Origin of the sequence: Prevotella multiformis (assembly GCF_018127985.1) — a bacterium.
Taxonomy (GTDB): Bacteria; Bacteroidota; Bacteroidia; order Bacteroidales; family Bacteroidaceae; genus Prevotella; species Prevotella multiformis.
In genome coordinates this window covers 761,254-786,902 of record NZ_CP072357.1, presented here as the reverse complement: position 1 = coordinate 786,902, position 25,649 = coordinate 761,254, and the positions used below count along the sequence as shown (strand labels likewise).

At 53.4% G+C, this 25,649-nt stretch carries 22 protein-coding genes; 14 read left to right on the top strand and 8 right to left on the bottom strand.

Annotated features, from left to right (window positions below; all coding sequences use genetic code 11):
* The first annotated feature begins 7 nt into the window (after positions 1-7).
* From J4864_RS03170 to J4864_RS03130, 9 genes are all read left to right on the top strand, one after another.
* Positions 8-979: a DUF2589 domain-containing protein gene (locus tag J4864_RS03170; RefSeq protein WP_211814565.1), complete on the top strand. Its 972-nt coding sequence runs from the start codon at positions 8-10 to the stop codon at positions 977-979.
* A gap of 320 nt (positions 980-1,299) precedes the next feature.
* Positions 1,300-1,872, top strand: coding sequence for a xanthine phosphoribosyltransferase (gene xpt / locus J4864_RS03165; RefSeq protein ID WP_211814564.1), 573 nt, complete (start codon positions 1,300-1,302; stop codon positions 1,870-1,872).
* Positions 1,873-2,056: 184 nt separating this feature from the next.
* On the top strand, positions 2,057-3,400 hold the full coding sequence (locus J4864_RS03160; protein WP_211814563.1) for a nucleobase:cation symporter-2 family protein: 1,344 nt from the start codon (positions 2,057-2,059) through the stop codon (positions 3,398-3,400).
* A 259-nt stretch (positions 3,401-3,659) separates the two neighbouring features.
* Positions 3,660-4,088 (top strand): type II restriction endonuclease, encoded by a 429-nt coding sequence (locus tag J4864_RS03155; RefSeq protein WP_246479426.1) that lies wholly within the window; start codon positions 3,660-3,662, stop codon positions 4,086-4,088.
* A 2-nt stretch (positions 4,089-4,090) separates the two neighbouring features.
* A complete protein-coding gene (locus tag J4864_RS03150) occupies positions 4,091-5,005 on the top strand; it encodes a DNA adenine methylase (protein ID WP_211814561.1) in 915 nt (304 codons plus the stop codon).
* 376 nt (positions 5,006-5,381) lie between these two features.
* The gene (locus tag J4864_RS03145; RefSeq protein WP_007368749.1) at positions 5,382-5,834 is read left to right on the top strand and encodes a hypothetical protein; all 453 of its coding nucleotides are present in this window, start codon (positions 5,382-5,384) and stop codon (positions 5,832-5,834) included.
* Positions 5,835-5,927: 93 nt separating this feature from the next.
* On the top strand, positions 5,928-6,452 hold the full coding sequence (locus J4864_RS03140; RefSeq protein WP_211814560.1) for a DUF4251 domain-containing protein: 525 nt from the start codon (positions 5,928-5,930) through the stop codon (positions 6,450-6,452).
* 34 nt (positions 6,453-6,486) lie between these two features.
* Positions 6,487-7,599 carry an energy transducer TonB gene (locus tag J4864_RS03135; RefSeq protein ID WP_246479425.1) on the top strand — a complete coding sequence of 371 codons (1,113 nt, stop codon included), beginning with the start codon at positions 6,487-6,489 and terminating at the stop codon, positions 7,597-7,599.
* A 300-nt stretch (positions 7,600-7,899) separates the two neighbouring features.
* On the top strand, positions 7,900-8,409 hold the full coding sequence (locus J4864_RS03130; RefSeq protein WP_007368746.1) for a toxin-antitoxin system YwqK family antitoxin: 510 nt from the start codon (positions 7,900-7,902) through the stop codon (positions 8,407-8,409).
* 340 nt (positions 8,410-8,749) lie between these two features.
* On the opposite strand, the gene J4864_RS03125 is transcribed toward J4864_RS03130, so the two are convergent.
* From J4864_RS03125 to J4864_RS03090, 8 genes are all read right to left on the bottom strand, one after another.
* Complete coding sequence (locus tag J4864_RS03125) at positions 8,750-10,231, bottom strand: MBOAT family O-acyltransferase (protein WP_211814559.1); 1,482 nt, start codon at positions 10,229-10,231, stop codon at positions 8,750-8,752.
* Positions 10,232-10,261: 30 nt separating this feature from the next.
* Entirely contained in the window at positions 10,262-11,017 is a 756-nt protein-coding gene (locus tag J4864_RS03120; protein WP_211814558.1) for an SGNH/GDSL hydrolase family protein, read from the bottom strand.
* Positions 11,018-11,026: 9 nt separating this feature from the next.
* Positions 11,027-11,776, bottom strand: a complete 750-nt coding sequence (locus tag J4864_RS03115; protein ID WP_211814557.1) for an exodeoxyribonuclease III — start codon at positions 11,774-11,776, stop codon at positions 11,027-11,029.
* A 1-nt stretch (position 11,777) separates the two neighbouring features.
* Positions 11,778-12,398: a DUF4840 domain-containing protein gene (locus J4864_RS03110; protein WP_211814556.1), complete on the bottom strand. Its 621-nt coding sequence runs from the start codon at positions 12,396-12,398 to the stop codon at positions 11,778-11,780.
* A 61-nt stretch (positions 12,399-12,459) separates the two neighbouring features.
* Positions 12,460-13,053, bottom strand: a complete 594-nt coding sequence (folE, locus tag J4864_RS03105) for a GTP cyclohydrolase I FolE (protein WP_211814555.1) — start codon at positions 13,051-13,053, stop codon at positions 12,460-12,462.
* A 116-nt stretch (positions 13,054-13,169) separates the two neighbouring features.
* Positions 13,170-13,844 carry an SPOR domain-containing protein gene (locus J4864_RS03100; protein WP_211814554.1) on the bottom strand — a complete coding sequence of 225 codons (675 nt, stop codon included), beginning with the start codon at positions 13,842-13,844 and terminating at the stop codon, positions 13,170-13,172.
* 75 nt (positions 13,845-13,919) lie between these two features.
* Positions 13,920-16,040: a BT_3928 family protein gene (locus tag J4864_RS03095; protein WP_211814553.1), complete on the bottom strand. Its 2,121-nt coding sequence runs from the start codon at positions 16,038-16,040 to the stop codon at positions 13,920-13,922.
* Positions 16,033-16,581: a DUF1599 domain-containing protein gene (locus J4864_RS03090; RefSeq protein WP_004352336.1), complete on the bottom strand. Its 549-nt coding sequence runs from the start codon at positions 16,579-16,581 to the stop codon at positions 16,033-16,035. The genes J4864_RS03095 and J4864_RS03090 overlap by 8 nt, the downstream gene beginning before the upstream one ends.
* Before the next feature lie 479 nt (positions 16,582-17,060).
* Here J4864_RS03090 and J4864_RS03085 point away from each other — a divergent pair, with 479 nt between their 5' ends.
* The 5 genes from J4864_RS03085 to lpxA all read left to right on the top strand — a co-directional run bounded on the left by J4864_RS03085 (position 17,061) and on the right by lpxA (position 25,496).
* Positions 17,061-18,485: a CCA tRNA nucleotidyltransferase gene (locus J4864_RS03085; RefSeq protein ID WP_211814552.1), complete on the top strand. Its 1,425-nt coding sequence runs from the start codon at positions 17,061-17,063 to the stop codon at positions 18,483-18,485.
* A 195-nt stretch (positions 18,486-18,680) separates the two neighbouring features.
* Complete coding sequence (locus J4864_RS03080; protein ID WP_211814551.1) at positions 18,681-20,012, top strand: efflux RND transporter periplasmic adaptor subunit; 1,332 nt, start codon at positions 18,681-18,683, stop codon at positions 20,010-20,012.
* A gap of 20 nt (positions 20,013-20,032) precedes the next feature.
* Positions 20,033-23,293: an efflux RND transporter permease subunit gene (locus J4864_RS03075; RefSeq protein WP_211814550.1), complete on the top strand. Its 3,261-nt coding sequence runs from the start codon at positions 20,033-20,035 to the stop codon at positions 23,291-23,293.
* A 16-nt stretch (positions 23,294-23,309) separates the two neighbouring features.
* Positions 23,310-24,689, top strand: a complete 1,380-nt coding sequence (locus J4864_RS03070; protein ID WP_211814549.1) for an efflux transporter outer membrane subunit — start codon at positions 23,310-23,312, stop codon at positions 24,687-24,689.
* Between the two features lie 24 nt (positions 24,690-24,713).
* The gene (gene lpxA / locus J4864_RS03065) at positions 24,714-25,496 is read left to right on the top strand and encodes an acyl-ACP--UDP-N-acetylglucosamine O-acyltransferase (protein ID WP_211814548.1); all 783 of its coding nucleotides are present in this window, start codon (positions 24,714-24,716) and stop codon (positions 25,494-25,496) included.
* Positions 25,497-25,649: the final 153 nt, after the last annotated feature.

Sequence of the window (25,649 nt, the reverse complement as noted above, 5' to 3'; positions counted from 1 at the left end):
AAAGAATATGCCTGAATTAAATAACCCCAAACAAAGCCAGCAGAATTCTTCGCTGAGCGAACTTGATTTCAATCGCATCATCGGCGGACCTCTTTCAGCCTGTGTAAATGCACAGGAAGAGGCTGCCCGAGCTACCCTTGAATATCTCTACGGGGTGGTGTTCAGAAAGAAGCCCGGCCACTCTGAAAATCTTGAGCCTGTCACCGTGACCTTCTACTTCGAGAGTGGTGGACAGGTAAACCGTCTCATCATGCCACTCATCTGCATCGTGCCCGTTCCCTACCTGCAGATAGAACAGGTTAACTTGACCTTTCAGGCAACGGTGACGGAGAGCAGCATGCAGGATGACAAGGTGGAACTCAAGGCCAAGTATTCTGCTCCAGGCGACTCTGCTGCAATGACGGATGTTACCAAGGAGGAGTTCAAGAGCAAGCGATGTATTGACGTCAATCTTTGCGTGACTGCGGCTGACATGCCAATGGGCATCTCCAAGCTGATCGAAATCTTTAACAACCAGCTTGTAGAGATAAAAGAGGGTGAGCCTGTTCCAGTGGTTCAACCGCCAATTCTCTGGCCATCTGAACCGCATGACCAGCATGGGGAGCCAGTCTCCAAACCAGTTGACAAGCAGGGAAAGGAAACGAATCCTGATCTGAAGGGTGAGGAAGAGAAGCCTGCTCCTCCGCCAGTCGATTCGCATGAGCAGGAAGAAAAACCGGCTCCTCCAGCTGATGAACCGCAGCCTCGCTATAATATCAAGTTGATTACCGTGCCCCGCAAGCAGCAGAAGTCTGCGGTTGTGAACATTGTCAACTCGCTTTCCGGCAACAGTAATGCGCTCACGGGTAATTCACTCAACAATATTCTTAAAAGTGCGCAGCGGACGATTCCGATCGAAACGGACTTGGAAACTGCCAAAGATATTGTGGCAGCATTGAAGAAGAAGTCTATTTCCACTACCGTGGTAATGGCGTTTTAGCTGCTCATCTCATGGAGAAGTGGGACTGAAAAATGACTCGTTGAAGGCGCAGGTACAAACATCAGGTGGTCAGCATGTTGCAAGATCGTGTAATAATTGTTGCTTGATTGCTTCTCAACCAAGCCTTGATAAGCCGTGAAGTAAGCCTTACTTGCACGTCAAGTAAGGCTTAGTTGCGATGGTGCCGGGTACCTGCTATCCACAGCAGGAACTCCATTATCGGGGAAACAGAAAAACACAGGTATTTTTCGTTATATTTAATCTTTTTAGTACTTTTGCAGGCAATTAATTCTCAAAACCGACTAACGATTCATTGCACAATGAAAGCATTACGCGACCGTATCCTCAAGGATGGAAAGTGTTACCCGAACGGTATCCTGAAAGTAGACAAGTTCATCAATCACCAGATGGATCCTAACCTGATGAAGCAGGTCTGTGTGGAGTTCATCCGCCGTTATGCTTCGACCGAAATCAACAAGATCATCACCATTGAGGCAAGCGGCATCGCACCGGCCATCATGATGGGCTTCCTGCTCGACCTGCCTGTGGTCTTCGCCAAGAAAAAGAAGCCCTCGACGATGGGCGATATGCTTTCGACGACGGTCTTTTCGTTCACCAAGCAGCGCGAATACCACGTCGTCATCTCCAAGGAGTATCTGGGCAAGGGCGACAAGGTGCTGTTCGTCGACGACTTCCTTGCCTATGGAAATGCGGCTAAGGGCATCATCGACCTCTGCCGGCAGGCCGGGGCCGAACTGGTGGGGATGGGCTTCATCATCGAGAAAGCGTTCCAGCACGGCCGCGAGGTGATAGAGGCGGCCGGTGTGCGCTGCGAGAGCCTGGCGATCATCGAGTCGCTTGACAATTGTGAGATAAAACTGCGAGAAGAATAGAACCAAGGTGGGCTTTCATGCCTGCCTTTTTTGTTTCGGCGGATTCCATGCCCGCTGCCTTTGCTGGATGAATCCGTCTGCCTCCGGGGCGGCAGGCCGTCGGCCGTTGAAGCGGCATGCCGGCCACTCCCGCTTCCTGAAGCATGGTACACCTTATTATATATAGCATTTAAAAAGTAAAAGAATGGAAAAATCCAAGGAACTCATCTATGGTCTGAACGACCGTCCGCCTCTCCGTGAGACACTGTTTGCCGCCTTGCAGCATCTGCTGGCGATCTTCGTCGCCATCATTACCCCTCCGCTCATCATCAGCTCTGCCTTGAAGTTCGACCTGGAGACGACCGGCTTCCTCGTGTCGATGTCGCTCTTCGTGTCGGGGCTGGCCACATTCGTCCAGTGCCGCAGGTTCGGCCCGGTCGGGACGGGGCTGCTCTGCATCCAGGGGACGTCTTTCTCGTTCATCAGTCCGATCATCGGTGCGGGGATGCTCGGCATCATCGGCGGCAAGATGGATGTCGGACTGGGGCTCAGCTACATCTTCGGTGCCTGCATGGTGGCATCGGTCGTCGAGATGGTCGTGAGCCGTCTGCTGCCTTATACCCGTAAGATCATCACGCCGCTGGTATCGGGCATTGTCGTCTCGCTCATCGGTATGTGCCTGATCAAGGCCGGCATCACCTCCTGCGGCGGCGGCCAGTCGGCGGTGGACGGCGGGACTTTCGGGTCGTTGCAGAACCTGGGGCTGGCATTGCTGGTGCTGGTGAGCATTATTTCCTTCAACCGTTCGTCCAACCGTTTCCTGCGCATGGGCTCTATCGTGCTGGGGCTGCTGATAGGCTGCGTGACGGCCTATGCGCTCGGCATGATTGATTTCTCACGCATCAGCGGTGCGGGAAACCTGAACATCCCTGTGCCTTTCAAGTACGGCCTGCACTTCGATGCGGGGTCTATCATCGGCCTGGGGCTGATCTATCTCGTCACGGCGGTTGAAGCTTTCGGCGACATCACCGCCAATTCGCTGATCTCGGGCGAGCCGGTCGAGGGACCCGTCTTCCTGAAAAGGGCGCAGGGAGGTGTCCTTGCCGACGGCTTCAACTCCTTTCTGGCTGCCGTCTTCAACAGCTTCCCTAACTCCATCTTCGCCCAGAACAACGGTATGATCCAGCTCACAGGCGTCGCCAGCCGCTATGTAGGCTACTTCATCGCCGGAGCTTTGGTGCTGCTGGGGCTCTTCCCGGTCGTCGGCCAGCTCTTCTCCCTCATCCCCGATGCGGTGCTGGGCGGAGCGACGCTGCTGATGTTCGGTACGGTCGCAGCAGCGGGCATCCGCATCATCGCCGCCACGGAGATAACACGCAAGGCGGTGCTGGTGATGGCCATCAGCTTTGCCATGGGCCTGAGCGTGGAGTTAGTGCCCGGCATCCTCGACAAGATGCCCGATATTATCAAGAACATCTTTTCGAGCGGGATCACGACGGGAGGTCTGACAGCCATCCTTGCCAATGCGTTCATCCGCATCAAGGAATAGCCGGCGCACCGGCTGTCCGGAGGCTGGGCAGCCGGGACAGGCCGCTCCTGCCTGTCGTCGCTGATCCGGACGCTGGGACTGCCGTTCCCAACGGCCGGGAATCCTGCTCCCAACGGCTGGGAACCGGATTCCCGACCGGTTGGGAATCCTATTCCCGTTTGTCCTCCGGCCGGTCGGGGGGTAGACACCATTGGGTGAACCGGCAATTTTCATCCTCTTTCCGTCAGGTTCATATTGGGGATATTTCCGTAATCGCAAAGTGAAAAAGAACACGGATTATCCGTATGGTGCGTATAAATGTCATCTTGTACTGGGGATACTTTATAAGCAAGGTGTCAGTACTGAGGATGAACTGAAAGTATATAGCATAAACGAGCTTAATGCAATAAAATCGGTTATTGAGCATTTTATTTTCTTTGTCCAGCCCAAATGGAAAATTGCATGTGACAGACCGGGCAGTGGAAACACGAGGAATATCGGAGGGGTCATAGAGATTGACAAACTCACGAAGGGAGAAGGCACCTTTGCTACACTCGGAGAAAAGGTGTTTGACCATTATTGGATGAATTTCTATAATGCAGCAGATGCAACTAAAGCTGGCATTGGGAAACCTCATTATAATAATCTTGAGACTTACCGGGAATATCTGGAAAAAGAGCATAAAATACTTAACGAATTGAAAAAATAAACATGCCTGTCATCATTCCTCCTATAAAATCGCAGGGTATTAAGACCAAATTGCTCCCATGGATTAATGACCTGATTCTGACATCGGGAATTTCACTTAATGCACGTTGGATAGAACCTTTTTTCGGCACGGGTGCAGTCGGCTTCAATTCGCCAGTCAATGGTATTCATATCGTAGGGGATACCAACCCGCATATCATAAATTTCTATCGACAAGTCCAAAGTGGGATAATTACGCCTTATACAATGCGTACATATCTTGAGCGTGAAAGCAGACTCTTGGAGACAGCGGACGAAGACGGTTATGCTTATTATCGGCTTGTTCGCGACAGGTTCAATCAGGAACATAGTCCTTATGACTTTATTTTTTTGTCTCGGGCAGGGTTTAACGGAATGATGCGTTTCAACAGACGCGGCGATTGGAATATACCCTTTTGTAAAAAACCTGGACGATTTGCACCTGCATATATAACGAAAATCTGCAATCAAATAGGAAGTGTCGCTCAGGTCATCAACAAGAAAGCGTGGAGTTTCAATAATGTTTCCTTCCTTGAAACCATAGCACAGGCTGGTGAAAACGATATTATTTATTGCGACCCGCCATATTATGGTCGATATGTAGACTATTACAATGGATGGACGGAGAAAGATGAAGAGGAACTTTTCCATGCTTTGTCACAGACCCGTGCGAAATTTATTCTTTCTACCTGGCATCACAATGATTACCGGCCCAATGAGATGATAAAACGTCTCTGGCAGCGTTTCAATGTCGTGACGAAAGAACATTTCTACCATAACGGTGGAAAAATTGAGAACAGACACTCTATGGTCGAAGCCATGGTCTTCAATTTTGATTTACAGGAGAGGGTTGAGGTTGTAACTCCTCATAAACAACTGGAGTTATTCACAACGATATAAAACGGTCACGTATTCCATCGAGACCGTCATCCATACTGATTGACAAGGTCTTTCTTATGTGCGTCAAAAAAGGTCGAAGAGAGTCCATTGGGTGAACTTCTGTGCGGAAGCAGGTGTCCGGATCTGCCGTTTCATAAAGCTGCCCCCCCCTCTTTCCACGGCTTCTACACAGCATGCTGGTCTTGAAGAATTCAGACCTTTTCAAACATCAGGAAAGGAGTATTCGGAGGCATTCATTTTGGTTTTTTATTCCAATTGGCTTATAATTCGGGATTTTTATCTAAATTTGCAGGGGGAAGGAGAACATATAGGATTGTGTTTCTTCCGGGAGCATAAACAGGACTTCCCATGAACAGAATAATTATACAGCAAGACGATGTTGAAGCAGCATATACAGCATAGATTTACCGGGACCCTCACCTTTAAGGTGCTTCTGGGTCTGATTGTCCTTGTTCTCCTGGGACTGGCCTACAATTTCATTGTGGCTGAAGATGATGCGCCATTGGCTGACGATGCGCAGGAAGAGGAGCTCCAGCACGATGCCGACAGGGACACAATAGACATTGTGGGCGATTATCTCTGGCCGAAGATGAAGGCTTCGAAACAGGACATGATGACGGATGAGGCGAAAGCCGGCGATGGAGGAAAAGGGAAAGATGCCCGGCCGGCGGAAGAGAAAGCGGCGGGGGCGAAGACTGGTGACGACCATAGCGAGGCTCCGGTTCCGGTGCCTGCTCCCGATGTGACTTCTCCTGCGGAGCAGCCTGCCCGGCAGTCGGCTCCCGCCATAGAAAAGATGGAGGCGCCGAAGATCGAGAAGATAGAATAAGGCATGCTGTCTCCCCGCAGCCGGCTTCTCTGCTTCTGTACACGCCTGCTTTGAGGGAGAGGACAGCAGGAACATTAAAAGAAAGCGAGGTAAATGATGAAACATTTGATTTTGTCCCTTTCGGCAGCCGCCCTGCTGGCAGGCTGTGCTACGGCTTATTATGACTCAGAGGGGAACCCTGTCTCCAAGGAGCAGATGGCGCACCTGCGGACGGCCGCTGTGAAAGCGCATCTGGGTGAACGCCGCTACCGTGTCTTCGTAGACCGGATGTATCCCATGCGCGGCCCTTCCGTTTATATGGCGGAAGACTGGTGCATCGAGGTGAGCGGCGATTCAGTCGGTCTTTCCCTTCCGTATATCGGCCGGGCGTACCAGATACCTTATGGTTCGGGCGGTGGCATGCATCTCCTGGAACCGCTGACCGACTATAAGGAAGAACTGATCAGGAACGGGCGGCGTGTCGTCATGACGACACGCGACGAATACGAGAGTTTTCAGATCGTATTGGAGGTGTTCGACAATGCTGCGGCCTCGCTCATCGTGAGCCCCAGCGGAAGAGAGTCCATCCGCTTCACGGGCGAGATGCAGCTCGACGACTCCTTCACGAGGAAGAAATAAAGTACAGCGGAAACGACAGACAACCTTTTATGAAATGATGACCGGCAGACTTTTCCCCTTGCTTCTCTCTCTGGCCGTAGGCCTTACCGCAACGGCACAGACATCGATGACTGTCGCTTCCCGCGACGCCATGCTCTATGAGGCGTCCTGCCATCTGTATGAGAAAGGCGACACGCTGACCAGTGTCTCCATGGACATGGAATGGCCGGAAGGACTGAATGGATCGGTGCTGCCGGAGCTGCAGCATTGTCTTACGGCTTTCTTCTTCGGACAGCCGTCCGCCGGTTATAGGGAAGGATGGCGGAATTTCCAGCAGAGGAGGGGCAAGGAGATTCGGACGATGAAGGATGACAGAGCGTCCGTCCGCCGGTATTGCGACATGAAGCTGCATTGCCTCTGGCTGGAGCCGGGGCGGTACATCTCTTTCCTCGCCTGTCTGGAAGAACGGGGAGAGCAGTCGGTCATTGCCTCCAGACACCTGTACTTCACCTTTGACCTTATCCATCAGAAGATCCTGACACAGAGAGATGTGTTCAATCAGGAACGTCTCTGGAGGAATGCCGGCATACGTTATCAGTTCTGTGAGGTACTTGACACGACGTCGAATGCCCCTCTCACCGATACTGTCGACTGGGAACATCTGCCCGGCCAGTTTGCCTTGGAGGGACCGTACGTGCGCTTTGATCTCGGTACGGACAGTGTCGGGGGCACGTATTCTTTGGTGAGCAGTGAGGTGATAGATGTGCTTTTCTCAAGGAATTTCAGGAGATGGCTGCGACAGCCGCTTCCTGCCGCCGGCACAGCGCACCTCCCCGCTGAGGCGGTATATGCAGCTCTTCCTGCCGACTCGGTTTTTCCAGAGACAATGCCCCGGTTTGAAGGGAACATTTCGGAGGCTGTCGGACAGAATCTCTTTTATAGTGACAACCACCGGGAATCGACATCCAGGGGGAAGGTGATCGTGTCCTTTGTCATCGATGTGGATGGATCGCTGAAGGATATGGTCTTCTTGACGGTAGGCAATGTCGTTTTGAACCGTGCTGTCGCCGCTGCCCTGCGGTCGATACATGGCTGGAAACCGGCTATGCTGCACGGCCGGCCCGTTGCCTGCAGATACAATCTGCCGTTCATCTTCTGCTTCCGGTAGTGTTTTCTTGACAAAATGCAACACTGTCGTTCCGGTTGTTTGCACACGGAATTGATATAGGTCAATCATGTGACAGATAGACAGGGAGAAGGTCTTGTATTCTTGAATTTTGTATAGTCTGCTTCTTTTTCTGAACTAATCTGCGTGATTTTGTTTACGTTTTGATATTTTCTGCGACCGTAAATTACAACTGAAAACGCATGAAAAATAATCGGAAAATACCCTTGTTTTTATTTGGCGGTGTCATTTCTAAGCACTAATTTTGCGGTGTCAAAACGATAATTAAAGACCTATACAACAATGAGAAAATTACTTTTGTTAGCACTGGTGTGCTTGGTTTCTGCAACATCTTTTGCGCGTGAAGGCGTTACAACAGTGGTGGTATCTCGTGATACGATATTCTACAATCAGCAGAAGAAAGTAGTGGCCGACCGTGATGCGGCGGCTTATTACCGTCTTCTGGCGAAAGAAACTTACAAGGGACAGGAGCGTGACATCTTCCAGGACTTTTATCCAGACGGTCAGAAGCGGCTCGAAGGAGGCTATGCTTTCCTCGATCTGGGGAACGACGCCAACACGGTGCTTGACGGGCATGTGACCTCTTACTATCCAAATGGAAAGGAGAAATGGAACTGTAACTATGAGAATGGGAAGCGTAACGGCTATCTCACACTGAACCTTCGTGATGGAAGCGTGGGGGTAGTGGCTTATGCCGAGGGACATGTACGGTTCAATTACATGATGGTGACCCATCCTGACGGGAGAATGGAGAAAGTGAATCTCAAGCACTATGCGGAACTGCTCCAGTAGTGGTTTCCCTCCTGCGGACACCATGGACTGTCGCATGCTTTTGCCTTGGCGGGCATTCGGCGGCGTCCAGTCCCGTCCAGGAGATGTATTGGTTTTTTCAATGCAATAAAGTTAAAGGGATTAGATCTGTCGTCTCTGCATCGGGAGATGCGGCTTCAGAGTTGCACTTTAGGCTTGCTCTGTCAAGCCGGATTGTAAAATCCTCTATAAAAACCGATCCCCGGCAGGCTGAGCGAAGCCTGTCGGGGAATATTCGATTTGGGGCATCATGCCCTTCAGCGAAGAAAGTGGATGTCGGTGTCTGGCGATGGAATATCCGTCTGCCGTCCTGTCTCCGGTATCAGAACTGCGTGTAGATGAAAGGTTGTATGCTGTGCTGGCTGAAGTTGATGGCCAGCTGCAGCACCAGGGCGAATATACCCAGTTTTACGAGCCATGGAGCATGGACGAAGCGGTCCTGCAGCCAGCTGTAATCGTTGCCGCGGATGCTGTGAAGCTCCAGGCTGATGAGGACGACGATGAGCCACAGCGGGTATTCCATGAGGAAGGTATAGGCATCGGAAAGGCTTGTCGTCTGGAGGATGTTTGTCATCAGGGTCGTGGCTGTCGCCATGTCAGGTGAACGGAAGAAAATCCACGCAAAGGTGACATAGCCGAAGGTGAGGCACCAGCTGATGGCCTTTACTGCCGTATTATCGGGAATGCGGTCCAGTCCGTTGTTCTTGCACAGCTTATGGACGACCAGACCGATACCGTGAAGCACACCCCATGCGACGAACATCCACGATGCCCCGTGCCATAATCCCGCGACAATCATGGCCAGGAAACTGTTGAGATAGGTGCGCAATGCCCCTCTCCGGTTGCCTCCCAGAGGAATGTAGAGATAGTCGCGGAACCATGTGGAGAGGGAGATGTGCCAGCGATGCCAGAACTCGGTGAGGTTCAGACTCTGGTAAGGGAAGTTGAAGTTGTCTTTCAGTTCGTACCCCATGAGGGCTGCGACACCGATGGCAAGGTCGCTGTATCCGGAAAAATCACAGTAGATCTGTACCGAAAAGCCCAGCACGCCCATCAGGTCTCCGAAGCCGCTCTGTACGGCCGGAGCGTCAAACACGATGTTGTTGTATTGTGCAATGTAATCGGCAATGAGTGCCTTCTTGACCATTCCGCAGATGATAAGCCACAGCCCCTTATATACAAGTCCGCTGTCGAAGTCCTCTCTCGGTCTTCCGACTTGTGGAAGCAGCACTTCGGCACGGGTGATGGGACCGGCGATGAGAAGCGGGAAAAAGGTGAGATAGAAGGCATAGTCGGTCAGTTCTGCGGTCTTGGGGTAACGTCCCTTGTAGACATCGACCGTATAGCTGATGGCCTGAAAGGTGAAGAACGAGATTCCTACGGGCAGCAGCATCTTCTCCGGAGAGAAGTTGCTGTGCAGGATTTCATGGAGTATTTCGAGCGTGAAGTCCGTGTACTTGTAATAGAGCAGGGGAGTGAGTTCCGCCAGTATGACGATGGCAAGTCCTGATCTCCGTATCTTCCCACGTCTCAGTCGCATCATGAAGCGGGTAAGATACCATGAGGAGATTGCCGTTATGGGGAGCATGAGCATCAGTATCCCATTGGCTTTGTAGGCAAAGAAGAGGCTGAATGCGATGACGTATGCCTTTGTCCACGGCTGACGGTAGCGGTTCAGTCCGATATAAATGGCAAAGAATACGAGGAAGGATGCCATGAACGCCAGCGTACACAGCGACCAGCTCTTGTCTTGTGTGGACAAGAAATCAAGCAAGGTGGTTGTCAGCTGTGTTATCTTTGCCATGAGTCAGTTTCGTTTTTAGCTGTCTTCGTCTCATTTAAAACCTTCGAAGGAAGGTTGCAGGAGCTTCGTACGGGTCGCCTTATGGTGGGTGTTGGGCCTGTTCAACTGTAAGGGAGCAGCACACTGTTGGCTGGAAATGAACCTGGCCGCCGTGTCCATCCAGTAGGCTGCGGCCGCCCATGTCGGGTGATAATGGTCGCTCCCGCGTCTGAGCTTGAGATTGCGGCTGTCGAAGAAACGTCCTGTACCGACATTCTCCTGTATGACATCATTGATGCCTGTATCGCCGTTCCAGTCAGAAGGGCTTATCCAGACAAAGGGTATGCCGTCCAGCTTCTTCACGATGTTGCGTACATATTGCGCCCGGCTGGCAAGGTCGTTGACGAAGAGTTCATTGCTTCCCAGACAGATGAGAACATACGTCGGCCTGTATCGGGCTATGTAATGCTCCAGTGTGTGCGTCGTCCCCCAGCTTTCGGTGGATGAACTGTACCAGATGACGGTGTAGAGCCTGTGTCCGTTCTCACCGGCATAATCGCCCATTCGGCGTGACAGTCCCTCTACCATGGAGTCTCCGATGAAAAGGACAGTCTGGTTCCGACGTGTCTTTTTCACAGCCCGCCTCTTCTGTCTTGTCTGTTCAATGTGCAGGCGGGAGAGGCGGGCAAGTGTTATCTTCCGGATCGTATAGCTGCCCAGTGTTATCTCCGCAGGGATAACAGCATAGACGACGATGGCTGCCAGTACAGCAGCCATCAGAAGTAATGTCTTGATCTGGGCACGCATACGAAGGTCCTACTTCAGGTCGACTTCTACCGGACAGTGGTCGCTTCCCATGATTTCCGTGTGGATCTTGGCATCTTCGAGACGGTCTCGCAGACGTTCGGAAATGAGGAAATAGTCAATACGCCAGCCTGTGTTCCGCTCTCTCGCACGAAAACGGTACGACCACCAGGAGTAGGTTACCTGCTCCGGATAGAGCGAACGGAAGGTGTCGATGAATCCGCTGTCCAGCAGTCGGGTCATCTTTTCACGTTCCTCATCGGTGAAACCGGCGTTCCTGCGGTTCGTCTTCGGGTTCTTGATGTCGATCTCCTCATGGGCCACGTTCATGTCGCCGCACACCACGACGGGTTTCTTCTCATCGAGCCTGTGGAGATAATCCTGGAAATCTTTCTCCCATTTCATTCTGTAGTCCAGTCTGCGAAGACCGTCCTGCGAGTTCGGTGTGTAGACCGTTACGAGATAGAAGTCGTCCATCTCCAGCGTGATCACACGTCCCTCATGGTCGTGCTCGTCCATGCCGATGCCATAGGTCACGTCCAGCGGCTTGTGCTTCGTGAAGATGGCCGTGCCGGAATAGCCTTTCTTGTCAGCGTAGTTCCAGTATGACGTATATCCGGGGAAGCTGATGTCGAGCTGTCCGGCCTGCATCTTGGTCTCCTGCAGGCAGAAGAAGTCGGCATCCAGCGCCTTGAACTGCTGCTCGAAGTCCTTACCCACACAGGCACGCAGCCCGTTTACATTCCATGAAATCAGTTTCATCTTATTTCTTGTTTGCTTTCAGATAATAGGTAACAGGCCTGTCAAAGTCTTTCTGTACCTCTGATGTACCATGCGCATTGTTCACCTTTACCAGCTTCTCCACCGTGAATTCGAGGACCATTTCTGAGTTGCTCATCGTGTAACGGCTGCTGAACACGGGCTTGTTGTCCGTGATATAGCCTCTCATTTCATAGGTGTCACCATCGATTGTCACGTTGAACTTGATTTGCGGTATGATGGTGAGAGAGGCGTTGCTGTCAGACAGCCCGATCCCTTTGATGACGGCTTTGAGCGGAGCGTCCTGTGCCTTGAGCAAGGCGGCATGAAGCGGTGACTCTGTTCCTGTCGATCCTTCCTTTGACACACCGTTCGCCAGCGTTCGATAAGGGAACTTGTCAATCGTGATGATGCGCATCTCATCCACCTTCCAGCTGGTCGGCCATCCGGAAACTGTTGATGTACTATATGAGAAGCCCAACGTACCCTCATAGGACCCGAGCATATTCTTGAGCATCTGGTCAGCAGAGTTCTGATGGTTGTCATCATTGGAACAGCTCACAGCAGTCCATGCCATTGCGAATAAGCATATTGCTGTGGCGGCAGCATTCATAATCTTTTTCATTTCTTTGATGTGTTAAGTGTGAATTGTATCTGGTTAGGTCCATATCGAAGAAAGCCCCCTGTCATATTCTCTTTGTCTCTCCCCGCAGCAGGTCCATGAACTCGTTGCGCGTCTTGCTCGACCCGAACACGCCGCTGTATGCGCTCGTGGTGGTGATGGAGTTCTGCTTCTCCACACCGCGCATCTGCATGCACATGTGCTTGGCCTCTACGACCACCATCACGCCCTGCGGCTTCAGCGTGTCGTTGATGCACTGCATGACCTGTTCCGTCAGGCGTTCCTGCACCTGCAGCCGATGTGCGTAGATGTCCACGACACGGGCGATCTTGCTCAGTCCCGTGATGTGTCCGTTCGGGATGTACGCCACGTGCGCCTTGCCATAGAATGGCAGCATGTGATGCTCGCACATGGAGAAGAAGTCTATGTCCTTGACAATAACCATCTGATTGTATTTTTCTTCAAACAGCGCATCGGTCAATACTTTGTGCGGATCCTGCGTATAGCCGCGTGTCAATACCTGCATGGCCTTGGCAACACGCATCGGGGTTTTCTCCAATCCCTCTCTTTCAGGGTCCTCTCCTAAGAGGGTGAGCACCTTTCGGTAATGTGCTGCCAGTTCGTCTAATCCTTCACGGAATTGTGTTTCTGGAGTCATATTATTCTTGTTTCTGGTTGACAGCGTCCCTTGGGTGGGCGTATCTTGTCCGGGATATATTGCCTGTTCCCATAGTCTGGCTGTCGCTGTTATATTATATAAGGTGTAACTTGTATTTAATTGTCGACAAACTGTGAAGTCTTGATGGTCACCATCGTGCGGATTACGTTGGCGTGCGGGTAGCCTCCTTTGCGGATGGCCCGCATGACTCTTCTTGCTGTATCATAGCTGGTGAAGTTGCCTACGAGACACATCCAGCGCGGGGGATAGAAATGGACATACACCGGCTGCTCCGGGAACAGTTCCTTGGCTTTCTGTCCGGCCTTGTCCGCCTGTTGATGTGCAATGCGTGTGTTGCCGCCGCTGAAGACCTGTACACGGAATCCTCTCACCTTCTTTATCCCTTTCCTGACCCGTCTGGTCACAAGACGCGTGTCTTCCATCTCGTCCGGTGCAGGGACGTGCGGTCTTCTGACTAAACGTTTCACCAGTTTCGTCCTTACGGCCTCACGGGGCTGCAGGGTGCTGTTGTCCGGCCGTGCGATCTCCGGCTTGTGGTCGTTGAGCTTAGGTACAGCCAGCTGTCTGGTGTCTTGCGGTCTGACGGCCGGACGTGCTGTCTCACGCTGACTCTCTACTTTCTTCCGGTCTTTGTTCGTTTTCTTTGCCGGCTTCTTTCCGTTGACAAGTGCGTCGATTTCGGCACTCTGTGTCACCGTCACCGACCCCTGGGCATCTGCCGCTGCAACGGCTGTCAGCATGAACATTATGATTGTAAGGAGTCTTCTCATTCTCTGTAATGGTTAAAACAGGATTCTATTGGCGCAAAAGAAGGCCAATAGAATCCTTTTTTTTGTTTCTGTTGGTTACTTCTTCCAAGCATCGATGATGCCCTTGAAGTCAGCAGCCTTCAGCGAAGCGCCGCCGATCAGACCGCCGTCGATGTCAGGCTTGGCGAACAGTTCGGGAGCGTTGCTTGCCTTGCAGCTGCCGCCGTAGAGGATGGAGGTCTCTTCGGCCACTTCCTTGCCGTACTTCTCTGCAACGATCGAACGGATGTAAGCCAGCATCTCCTGCGCCTGTTCGGATGTGGCGGTCTTGCCGGTACCGATGGCCCAGATCGGTTCGTAAGCGAGGATGATGCTCTTCCACTCCTCTGCCGTGAGGTTGAATACGGAACCGTCAAGCTCTGCCTTTACCACCTCGTTCTGCTTCTCAGCCTCGCGCTCCTCGAGGGTCTCGCCGCAGCAGAAGATGACTTTCAGGCCGTTGGCCAATGCCAGACGTACCTTCTCCTTCAGAATCTCTGCTGTCTCACCGTAGTACTGGCGACGCTCCGAGTGTCCGAGGATGACGTACTGTGCGCCCGTGCTCTTTACCATCGCTGCTGACACTTCGCCCGTGTAGGCACCTTTTTCCTTGTCGGCGCAGTTCTCTGCACCCAGACCTACGAGGCTGCTGTCCAGCACCTGTGCAACACTTGCAAGATGGATGAACGGCGTACAGATGACAACGTCACAGTTCGGCTTCTCTGCCTTCAGCGACTCGTTGATTTCCTTTGCCAGTGCGACACCCTCCTGCAGGGTCTCGTTCATTTTCCAGTTACCTGCTACAATTTTCTTTCTCATTTGTCTTTTACGTTTTAAGAGTTGATATAATCTGTTTGACTGTTCTTTCTGCTTCAGCCAGTCTTCCTTCTGCCTGAGCCATTCCTCACGTTTCCGCACCCATCTTGTCCACGACCAGATGCGGTCGGCGGCAATCAGGAAAGCCAGTGGGAAGACATAGCAGACGATGATCAGTACAATCTTCGTCCATGTCCTGTCTTCCGGCTCCCGTCCGGTTTCTATCAGCGAGAGCGGTGCGTTGAGTTCGTCCTGCTGCGGCAGGTCATTGTGGCTCCATTTGTTGATGATAGTTCCTTTGTAGAGCAGCACCAGCCCCGGATTGCTGCGGATGACGGTCTTCAGTGTCGTGCCGTCCGTCGTATAGAAAGGATATTCCGCACCGGTGATGTCCCGCCAGTGCTTCACGGCCTTGTCAGTACTGGCTGTGAGACCGTAGAAACCGTATCCGTTCTCCTTGGCGTATTCGTAGACGGCATCGATTTCGCCGAAGTTGCTGTCGTCGGCACGCTCCAGCACGGGAGCGATGAGCAGGAAGGTATATCCGTCCCGGGTCAGTATGCTGTCCGTCAGGTCGTCGCCGGTCTGCTGATCGGTGATGGAGAAGTCGTGGATGGGCGGCTCGTAGCCCTGCTCCAGGATTTCCTGATGGGTGTCCTTGAACACCCATGTCGAGTCGTCATAAGGGTAGTTGTCCTCCGTGAACTCCTTGGTGACACCGTTCTTCTCGCAGATGAAGGTGGTCTTGTAGACAGTCTGCTTCGCCCCTTTCGGTATCTCCATTCCCTTCTTGATGTTCTGGCCGATGTGATAGGGGCGGAAGTCGAAGATGGGAAGGTGGTAGAGGCTCAGCAGGGAGGCCGTGAGGATGAAGGCGATGGTGAAGTAGAAGGCTATCCACTGGTTGGTCTTCGAGATGAACCGCACCTGATACAGCGGCCACCGTGTCAGGACGATGGAAGCCGACAGCAGGACGACGTTCTTGAGAAACGTCTGTGTGTTCGTAAGGCGTATGGCATCGCCGAAGCAGCCGCAGTCCTGTATGGGGTCGCTGACGGTGAGCCACAGCGTCACGGCCGTCATCACGGCCATGAATGCCAGCGTCACCTTGCTTGCCAGCCGCCGGCGGATGGCGAGCAGCAGCAGAACGCCCAGCGTGAACTCTACGGCCGACAGTCCCACGGCCAGCATCAGCTGTGCCCAGTCCGGGACGTATGCCGACAGCTGTACGGCCTCCAGATATTCGGCAATCTTGTACTGCGAGCCCAGCGGGTCGATGGCCTTGACGAATCCCGAGAAGACGAACGTCAGTGCCAGCAGCGTGCGGCACACATTTACCGATATGGACTTGGTTTTATTCATGCAGTTTGATGGCCCCGAAGACGGCATAGTTCATTATGTCCATGTAATTGGCATCGATACCCTCGCTGACGAGTGTCTCTCCGCCGCGGTCCTCGATTTCCTTGATGCGTTCTATTTTCGTGAGGATAAGATCGGTATAGCTGCTTACACGCATATCGCGCCATGCCTCGCCGTAGTCATGGTTCTTCTTTATCATCAGCTCGTAGGCTTCCTTTGCATAGCTGTCATAGAGTGCCAATGCCTCGTCCGGACTCATGTCAACGCTGTCGACAAAGCCTTTTGCCAGCTGGATAAGTCCCACGATGCTGTAGTTGATCAGGGCGATGAACTCCGGGCGGACAGCTTCTCCCACCAGATTCTCCCCTGTGATTTCCAGCGATCGGATGCGTTTCGCCTTGATGAAAAGCTGGTCGGTGAGGGATGACGGGCGCAGGATGCGCCATGATGCGCCATAGTCGTGGAGCTTCTTTGCAAAAAGGCTTCTGCATTCAGCGAGCACGTCCTGAAATTCCTGCTGTGTCTTTGTCAGTTGACTTGTCATTGTCTTATCTTGATTTGACTGCAAAAATACTTATTTTCATTGTAATAAACGAATGAATTGACAACTATTCCCATACGGAAAGGTGATTGCAAGGCATCGATAGGGTGTCGGCAAGGAGGGGGCGCAGGATGACCGGGTACGCAAACAGACACCCGGCAGTCAGGGTGGTAGCTATGGTGTGGTCGTAACCCCACCCAGCAGCTACTGTATTCCCGACCGTCTGGGACTTGCATTCCCGATTGCTTGGGAACAGCTGTCCCGAGGCTTGGGACTCGCATTCCCAAGCGGTTGGGAATGTTTGCTGCATGTACTTTTTTCTTTGTATTTGTTTATCTTATGAAATTATCCTTCAAATGTGCAGTTGATGATACAGTAGAGGTCTGCTCGTTTTTCACCTTATTCTCCGTATCATTTGTAGAACTAAAGTAATTTGTGTAACTTTGCAATGCTTTTTATATTATAAAAGACAACATTATTCTATGCGAGATCTCTCAGATGCCGAACTGGCAGAACTATTAGATAAAGATATATTCCATCACGTTTCAGATGCTGCCGACAGGCTCGGTCTGGAGTGCTATGTGGTCGGCGGATATGTGCGCGATCTGTTTCTGGAACGTCCCTCTAACGACATTGATGTGGTGGTAGTGGGCAGTGGCATTCAGGTGGCGAGTGGACTGAAAGGCATCCTCGGCAGGAAGGCGCACCTGTCCGTCTTCCGCAATTTCGGTACGGCGCAGGTGAAGTACAAGGACACGGAGGTGGAGTTCGTCGGGGCGCGGAAGGAAAGCTACAGCCACGACAGCCGGAAGCCTGCCGTGGAGGACGGTACGCTGGAGGACGACCAGAACCGCCGCGACTTCACCATCAATGCGCTGGCCGTCTGCCTGAACAGGGAACGCTTCGGCGAGCTGGTGGATCCTTTCGGCGGTGTCGACGACCTCTGGGACGGCATTATCCGTACACCGCTCGACCCTGACGTTACCTTTTCCGACGACCCTTTGCGCATGATGCGCTGTGTCCGTTTTGCCGCACAGCTTAATTTCCTCATTGAGGAGGAGACCTTCGAAGCCCTGGAACGCAATGCCGAGCGGATCAGGATCATCAGCGGGGAGCGCATCGAGGAGGAGCTGAACAAGATCATGATGACGCCGACGCCCAGCAAGGGCTTTGTCGAGCTGTACCGCTGCGGCCTGCTGCAGCTCATCCTCCCGGAACTCGTCGCGCTGGATGTGGTCGAGACAAGGAACGGACGGGCGCACAAGAACAATTTCTATCATACCTTGGAGGTGCTGGACAACATCTGCAGGCATACGGACAACCTCTGGCTGCGATGGGCCGCCCTGCTGCACGACATCGGGAAGGCGAAGTGCAAGCGTTGGGATGCGGCAGCCGGCTGGACCTTCCATAACCATAACTTCGTGGGGGCGAAGATGGTGCCGGGCATCTTCCGGCGGCTGAAGCTGCCGATGGACAGCAAGATGAAGTATGTCCAGAAGCTGGTCGACCTGCATATGCGTCCGATTGTCATTGCCGACGAAGAGGTGACGGATTCTGCCGTCCGGCGGCTGATGAACGATGCCGGCGACGACATAGACGACCTGATGACGCTCTGTGAAGCGGACATAACGAGCAAGAACGCCGTCAGGAAGAAACGCTTTCTTGACAATTTCCGTGTTGTCCGCGAGAAGCTGAAGGATCTTAAGGAGCGTGATTATAAACGGCTGCTGCAGCCCTGCATCGACGGCAATGAGATCATGGAGATGTTCCATCTCAGACCGAGCAGGGAAGTGGGAGTGCTGAAACAGACACTGAAGGATGCCGTGCTCGACAACCAAGTGCCCAACGAACGTGAGCCGCTGCTGGCACTATTGACTAAAAAAGCGGTGGATTTGGGATTGGTATAGACAATTATTGTTAAAAATGGGACAGGGCACCAAAGGTCTGCGACAGAAATGAGTATATTTGCAAATCGGAAACTGACTAATGGTAATATAGTTTTCGGCACGCCTGTTCTGGTGGAGGACAAAAGGGCTTCATGTCCGGATGAGACTTTCGCCTGTTGAGATAAAAAGGAAAAGAGAATATACAACTATTTGAATATGAAAAATAACAGAATCTTACTGTTTGCGCTGGCCGTAGTGACGTTGCTCGCCAGTTGCGGCGGCGGTCAGCATGGACTTCCGACAAGTAATGAATACCCGGTGATTACGATCGGTGCATCCAATGCACAGTTGAAGACAACTTATCCTGCCACCATCAAGGGCATACAGGACGTAGAGGTGCGTCCGAAAGTGAGCGGCTTCATCACCAGGCTGAATGTACATGAGGGTGAATATGTCCGTGCCGGACAGGTGCTTTTCGTCATTGACAATGCGACCTATCAGGCTGCAGTCCGTCAGGCACAGGCGCAGGTGAACTCGGCACAGAGCAGTGTCGCACAGGCACAGGCCGGTGTCGTGCAGGCGAATGCCAGTCTGAACTCTGCCAATGCGCAGGCAGCCACTTCCCGGCTGACTTACAGCAACAGCAAGAACCTCTATAACAACAAGGTGATCGGCGACTATGAGCTGCAGTCGGCGAAGAATGCCTACGAGACGGCACAGGCCGCCGTGCGTCAGGCACAGAGCGGTGTGGCATCGGCCAATGCTGCTGTGCGTCAGGCGGAAGCAGGCGTGCGGCAGGCACAGGCCATGCTTGCTTCGGCGAAGGATAACCTTGGCTTCTGCTACGTGAAGAGTCCGGCATCCGGTTATATCGGCAGCCTTCCCTTCAAGGAGGGCGCACTGGTCAGTCCGTCATCCGCCCAGCCTGTGACGACGGTCAGCAACACATCTTCCATGGAGGTTTACTTCTCCATGACCGAGTCTGACATATTGAATCTGAGCCGCAGGAACAACGGACTGGACAATGCCATCAAGGCTTTCCCGGGTGTCAGCCTGCTGCTGGCCGATGGCTCTACGTATGGGCATGAAGGGGCCATTGTCAAGACAAGCGGCGTGATTGACGCTGCAACCGGAACGGTGAGTGTCATCGCCCGTTTCCCCAACCCGGAGCATCTGCTGAAGAGCGGCGGCAGCGGCCAGATCGTCATAGCCAAGAACAACAACCATGCGCTGCTGGTGCCGCAGGAGGCAACTGCACAGGTGCAGAACAAGATCTTTGTATATAAGGTAGACGGCGACAACAAGGTGCATTACAGCGAGATCACCGTCGATCCGCAGAATGACGGTGTCAATTATATCGTGACGAGCGGTTTGAAGATGGGGGACCGCATTGTGAGCAAGGGTATCTCTAACCTTGAGGATGGCGCACAGATCAAGGCTCTTACGCCGGCACAGTATGACGAGGCCATCAAGAAAGCCGAGAAGCTCGGTGAGAACCAGAGTTCTGCATCAGGCTTTCTGAAGGCTATGAAAGGAGAGGACAAGTAGGTGACTAACAACCAAGCATTATGACATTTACGAATTTTATCAAACGGCCGGTACTCTCGACGGTTATATCCATCTTCTTCGTACTTCTGGGTGCGATCGGATTGGTTTCATTGCCTATCGAGCAGTATCCGGATATTGCTCCTCCTACGATCTCTATCATGACTTCGTATCAGGGTGCCGATGCCCAGACGGTGCTGAACTCCGTCATCACGCCTTTGGAGGAAAGCATCAACGGTGTGGAGAACATGACTTATATCCAGTCTACCGCCACGAACAATGGTTCGGCCATGATCACGGTCTACTTCAAGCAGGGGACTGATCCGGACATGGCTGCCGTCAACGTGCAGAACCGTGTGTCGCAGGCACAGGCTCTGTTGCCCGCCGAGGTGACGCGTGTGGGTGTGACGGTGTCCAAGCGGCAGAGTTCCAACGTGATCATGTACTCTCTGACAACGGACGACGGCCGGTATGATGATGAGTTCCTGACGAACTACAACAACATCAACATCGTGCCGATGCTCAAGCGTATCAGTGGTGTCGGTGATGTCCAGACGCCGGGTGTGAAGACTTACTCCATGCGCATCTGGCTGCGGCCGGAGAAGATGAAGCAGTACGGACTGGTGCCTTCCGACATCTCCGCAGCCCTTGCCGAGCAGAACATCGAAGCTGCCCCGGGTTCCTTCGGCGAGCAGAGCAGCCTCAAGTATGAGTACACCATGCGTTATAAAGGGCGGCTGAAGACGGCTGAAGAATACGGGAACATCATCATCTCCAGCAATACCAGCGGACAGACGCTTCACCTGCGTGACGTGGCGAAGGTGGAGCTGGGCGGTCTGCAGTATTCTGTCGCGATGAAGAACAACAACCGTCCGGCAGTGATCGGTATGGTCAATCAGGTGGCCGGATCCAATGCCACGCAGATTGCCGATGACGTGAAGACGGCTCTGGCGGATGCGCAGAAGCAGATGCCGCCGGGCATGAAGGTGACGATCGAGCAGGATGTTACCGAGTTCCTCTTCGCTTCTATTGCGGAGGTAGTCCGTACATTGTTCATCACGCTGCTGCTGGTGTTCTTCGTCGTGTATGTCTTCTTGCAGGATTTCCGTTCGACGCTGATTCCTATGATTGCCGTGCCGGTGGCCCTGATCGGTACATTCTTCTTCCTCTGGGTATTCGGCTTCTCCATCAACCTGCTGACGCTCTCGGCCTTGCTCTTGGCGATTGCCATCGTGGTCGATGACGCCATCGTGGTGGTCGAGGCGGTCCATGCCAAGCTCGATCTGGGCTATAAGAGTGCCCTGACGGCCGCCATCGATGCGATGAACGAGATCTCAGGTGCGATCATCTCCATTACCCTGGTGATGTCGGCCGTGTTCGTCCCGGTATCATTCATCGGGGGGACTTCCGGTACGTTCTACCGTGAGTTCGGTGTGACGATGGCGGTGTCTATCGTCATCTCCGCCCTGAACGCCTTGACGCTTTCCCCTGCGCTCTGTGCCATCTTCCTGAAACCGCACGGCAAGGAGGCTGGAAAGAAGCTCTCGCGTATCGACCGCTTCCATGCTGCCTTCAATGTCCAGTACGAGAAGGTCAACGGCAAGTATCAGAAATTGGTAGAGAAGATGATCAGCCATCGGCTCATCACCGGGCTGTCCGTGGTGGTCGGGATCATCGCACTCGTACTGACAATGACCTTCACCAAGACCGGCCTCGTGCCTGATGAAGATACCGGAACGCTGTTCGCCATGGTAAGTATGCCGCCGGGAACATCGCAGGAAGAGACGCAGAAGGTGACCGACCAGATTGACAAGATGCTGGCAAGTAACCCGTATATCGAGCGCCGCGAGCAGATCGTAGGCTACAACTTCCTCGCCGGACAGGGCTCCAACCAGTCTACGTTTATCATCAAACTGAAGCCTTTCGCCGAGCGCGAATATGGTGTGTTCGACCGCATCAAGTCCGTCTTCTCGGGTGCGGGAATCGCTGGGCTGTTCATAGACCCGGCCTCCTCCAACATGATTCTGGGCATGATCTACAAGCAGACCGCCAGCATCAAGGGGACGCAGGTAATTGCCTTCGCACCGCCGATGATCATGGGTTACGGCGTGTCAAACGGTCTTTCTTTCTCTCTGGAAGACAGAACGGGCGGCGACCTCAACAAGTTCTTCAAGGTGACCCAGGATTATCTGGCCGCCCTGAACAAGCGTCCGGAGTTCAGCCGTGCGCTGACGACATACAATCCTAATTATCCGCAGTATATGGTCGACGTGGATGTGGCAAAGGCAAAGCAGGCCGGGACCTCTCCCGCTGCTATCCTTTCCGTACTGCAGGGCTACTACGGCGGTCTGTATGCTTCTAACTTCAATGCGTACGGCAAACTCTACCGTGTCATGATCCAGGGGACGGTCGAGAGCCGGATGAGCGAGAGCGGACTGAGCAATATCTATGTCAGGACAGCTTCCGGGATGGCGCCTGTGAGTGAGTTCTGTACGCTGAACCGTGTCTACGGTCCCTCCAACATCACCCGTTTCAACCTCTTCACCTCAATTGCCGTCAATGCGACTCCTGCCGACGGCTACTCTTCGGGACAGGCTATCCAGGCGGTAGAGGAAGTGGCCCGGCAAGTCCTGCCGCAGGGATACAGCTACGAGTTCTCCGGTCTGACGCAATCAGAACAGCAGTCATCGAACTCTACCGCAATCATCTTCGTGCTGTGTATCGTCTTCGTCTACCTGATTCTGAGTGCTCAGTATGAAAGTTACCTCCTGCCGCTTGCGGTAATCCTCTCCATTCCGTTCGGTCTGGCGGGTGCATTCATCTTCACGATGGTCTTCGGTCACAACAACGACATCTACATGCAGATCTCTCTGATTATGCTGATCGGTCTGTTGGCGAAGAATGCCATCCTGATCGTTGAGTTTGCCCTTGAGCGCCGCCGTACAGGCATGGCCATCAGGTATGCGGCTATCCTGGGTGCCGGAGCGCGTCTCCGTCCTATCCTCATGACCTCGCTGGCCATGGTCGTCGGGCTGCTGCCGCTGATGTTTGCAAGCGGCGTAGGACATAACGGCAACCAGACGCTGGGTGCGGCCGCTGTCGGCGGTATGCTGATCGGCACGCTCTGTCAGGTCTTCGTGGTTCCGTCCCTGTTCGCCATCTTCCAGTATTTGCAGGAACGCATCAAGCCGCTTGTCTTCGATGACGAGGCGGATGCAAACGTCAGGAAGGAACTCGAACAGTATTCCAAGGGACCTGCTACCGATTATGTTGTTGAGGAATAATAAGAAAGGTATGATCATGATGAAAACGAACATATACGTCATTGCTCTTGCGGCCCTGTCCCTGACAGGCTGCAGGAGCCTCTATGGCACTTACGAGCGTCCTGACGTGAAGGTGAACGGCATTGTGCGTGACCCGGTTGACGACAAGGCGACGCTGGAAGGCACCAACGACTTCGGCAACCTGCCGTGGCGCAGTGTCTTCACTGATCCGCAGCTGCAGGTTCTTATCGAGAAGGCGCTCGATAACAACCCCGATCTGATCAACGCTGCATTGAACATAGACATCGCCGAGCAGCAGGTCAAGACCTCCAAGCTGGCTTTCCTGCCGTCGGTGGTGTTCGCACCGACAGGTACGATTTCCCATTTCGGGTCGCATGCCTCCTCGACGCAGGCTTACACCCTTCCTGTCTCTGCCAGTTGGGATGTGGATCTCTTCGGCAGGCTCCGTTCGGCGAAAAAGTCGGCACAGATGCTGCTCATCCAGATGCGCGACTATCAGGTGTCTGTGCAGACGACGCTTATCTGCAACGTCGCCAACCTCTACTATACGCTCCTGATGCTCGACCGTCAGCAGCAGATCGTCGATGACATGTCCGGCCTGACGAAGAACACGTGGGACATGATGAAGCTGCAGATGGAGTACGGCCGTGCCCGTTCGACAAGCGTGCAGAGTGCCGAGGCGGCCTATTACAGCGTGCAGACGCAGGCGGCCGACATCCGCCGTCAGATCCGTGAGACGGAGAATGCGCTCAGCCTGCTTCTCGGCGAACCGGCACAGGGCATCGCCCGCGGCAGCCTGGACCGTCAGCATCTGCCGTCCAGCTTCTCCGGCGGTATCGGGGTACAGCTCTTGAGCAACCGCGCCGATGTCCATGCCAACGAGATGGCGCTGGCGCAGTGCTTCTATAACGTTCAGGAAGCGCGGAGCCGTTTCTATCCGGCATTGAACATATCACCTACGGGGGCCTGGACCAACAGCAACGGGATGGTGAACCCGGGCAAGCTGCTGCTGAGTGTCGTGGGGAGTCTCACACAGCCAGTCTTCATGCGCGGACAGCTGAAGGCCGGCCTGCGTGTGGCGCAGGACAAGTACAGGCAGGCTTACAACACCTGGCAGAACAGTATTCTCAAAGCCGGGTCGGAAGTCAGCAATGCCCTGGTCGCTTACAATTCGGCGCATGAGAAGGAACAGCTTCAGGAGCAGCAGATCGGTGTGCTGAAGAAGAACGTCGACGATACCCGGCTGCTGTATGCCCAAAGCTCAAGCACCTATCTGGAGGTCATCACCGCCCAGCAGAGTCTGCTCAATGCCGAGATCTCACAGGTCAAGGAGCAGTTTACGAAGCTGCAGGCGATCGTAAACCTTTACAATGCACTTGGCGGCGGATCCAAGTAATTCATCATTAATAAAATCAAGATTATGAGTAGCGTAATCAGTCCAAAGGCCGAGGTTTCTCCGAGAGCAAAGATCGGAGACGGCTGCAAGATATTCCCGTTCGTATACATAGAGGACGATGTCGTCATCGGCGACAACTGCATCGTCTTTCCCTTTGTAAGCATTCTGAACGGTACGCGCATGGGAAACGGGAACAGGGTTCACCAGGGTTCAGTGCTGGCCGCCCTGCCGCAGGATTTCAACTTCGTAGGCGAGAAGAGCGAACTTGTCCTGGGCGACAACAATGTCATCCGTGAGAATGTTGTCATCAACCGTGCCACCCACCGCGGCTGTAAAACCGTCCTCGGTTCAAACAATTTCCTGATGGAGGGAGCGCATATCAGCCACGACGCTGTTGTCGGCGACCATTGCGTCTTCGGCTATGGTGCGAAGATCGCAGGAGACTGCCGGATCGGTACGGGTGCGATCATCTCCTCGAACGTCGTCGAGCAGGCGAACACCCGTGTGGGACAGTATGCGGTGGTACAGGCCGGTACGACCTTCTCCAAGGACGTTCCGCCGTATATCATTGCGGGTGGAAGTCCGGTAGAGTACCATGGTGTGAATCCTACTATCGGCGATGCGGCCGGGGTCGAGGCGAAGGTGCAGAAGCACATTGCCAATGCCTACCGGCTGCTGTTCCATGGCCAGACCTCCGTGTTTGATGCCTGCATCCAGATAGACCAGCAGGTGCCCGATTCTGCCGAAATCCGCAGCATCGTAGACTTCGTGCGTGGGACAGAGGAGGGAATCATCAGCAAGATATAAGAGCCATGCCTTATAAACAGTCAAAGGAAGCTGGCCGCAAGGCCGGCTTTTTTTGTCGGGCGCAAGGGTGTCGCCTGGCCGGTCTCCGTGTCCCGGTGAAGGCTTGTCGGGCGGCGGACCGTCTCCCTCCCCATTCTCTTTGCCGGCCCTTTC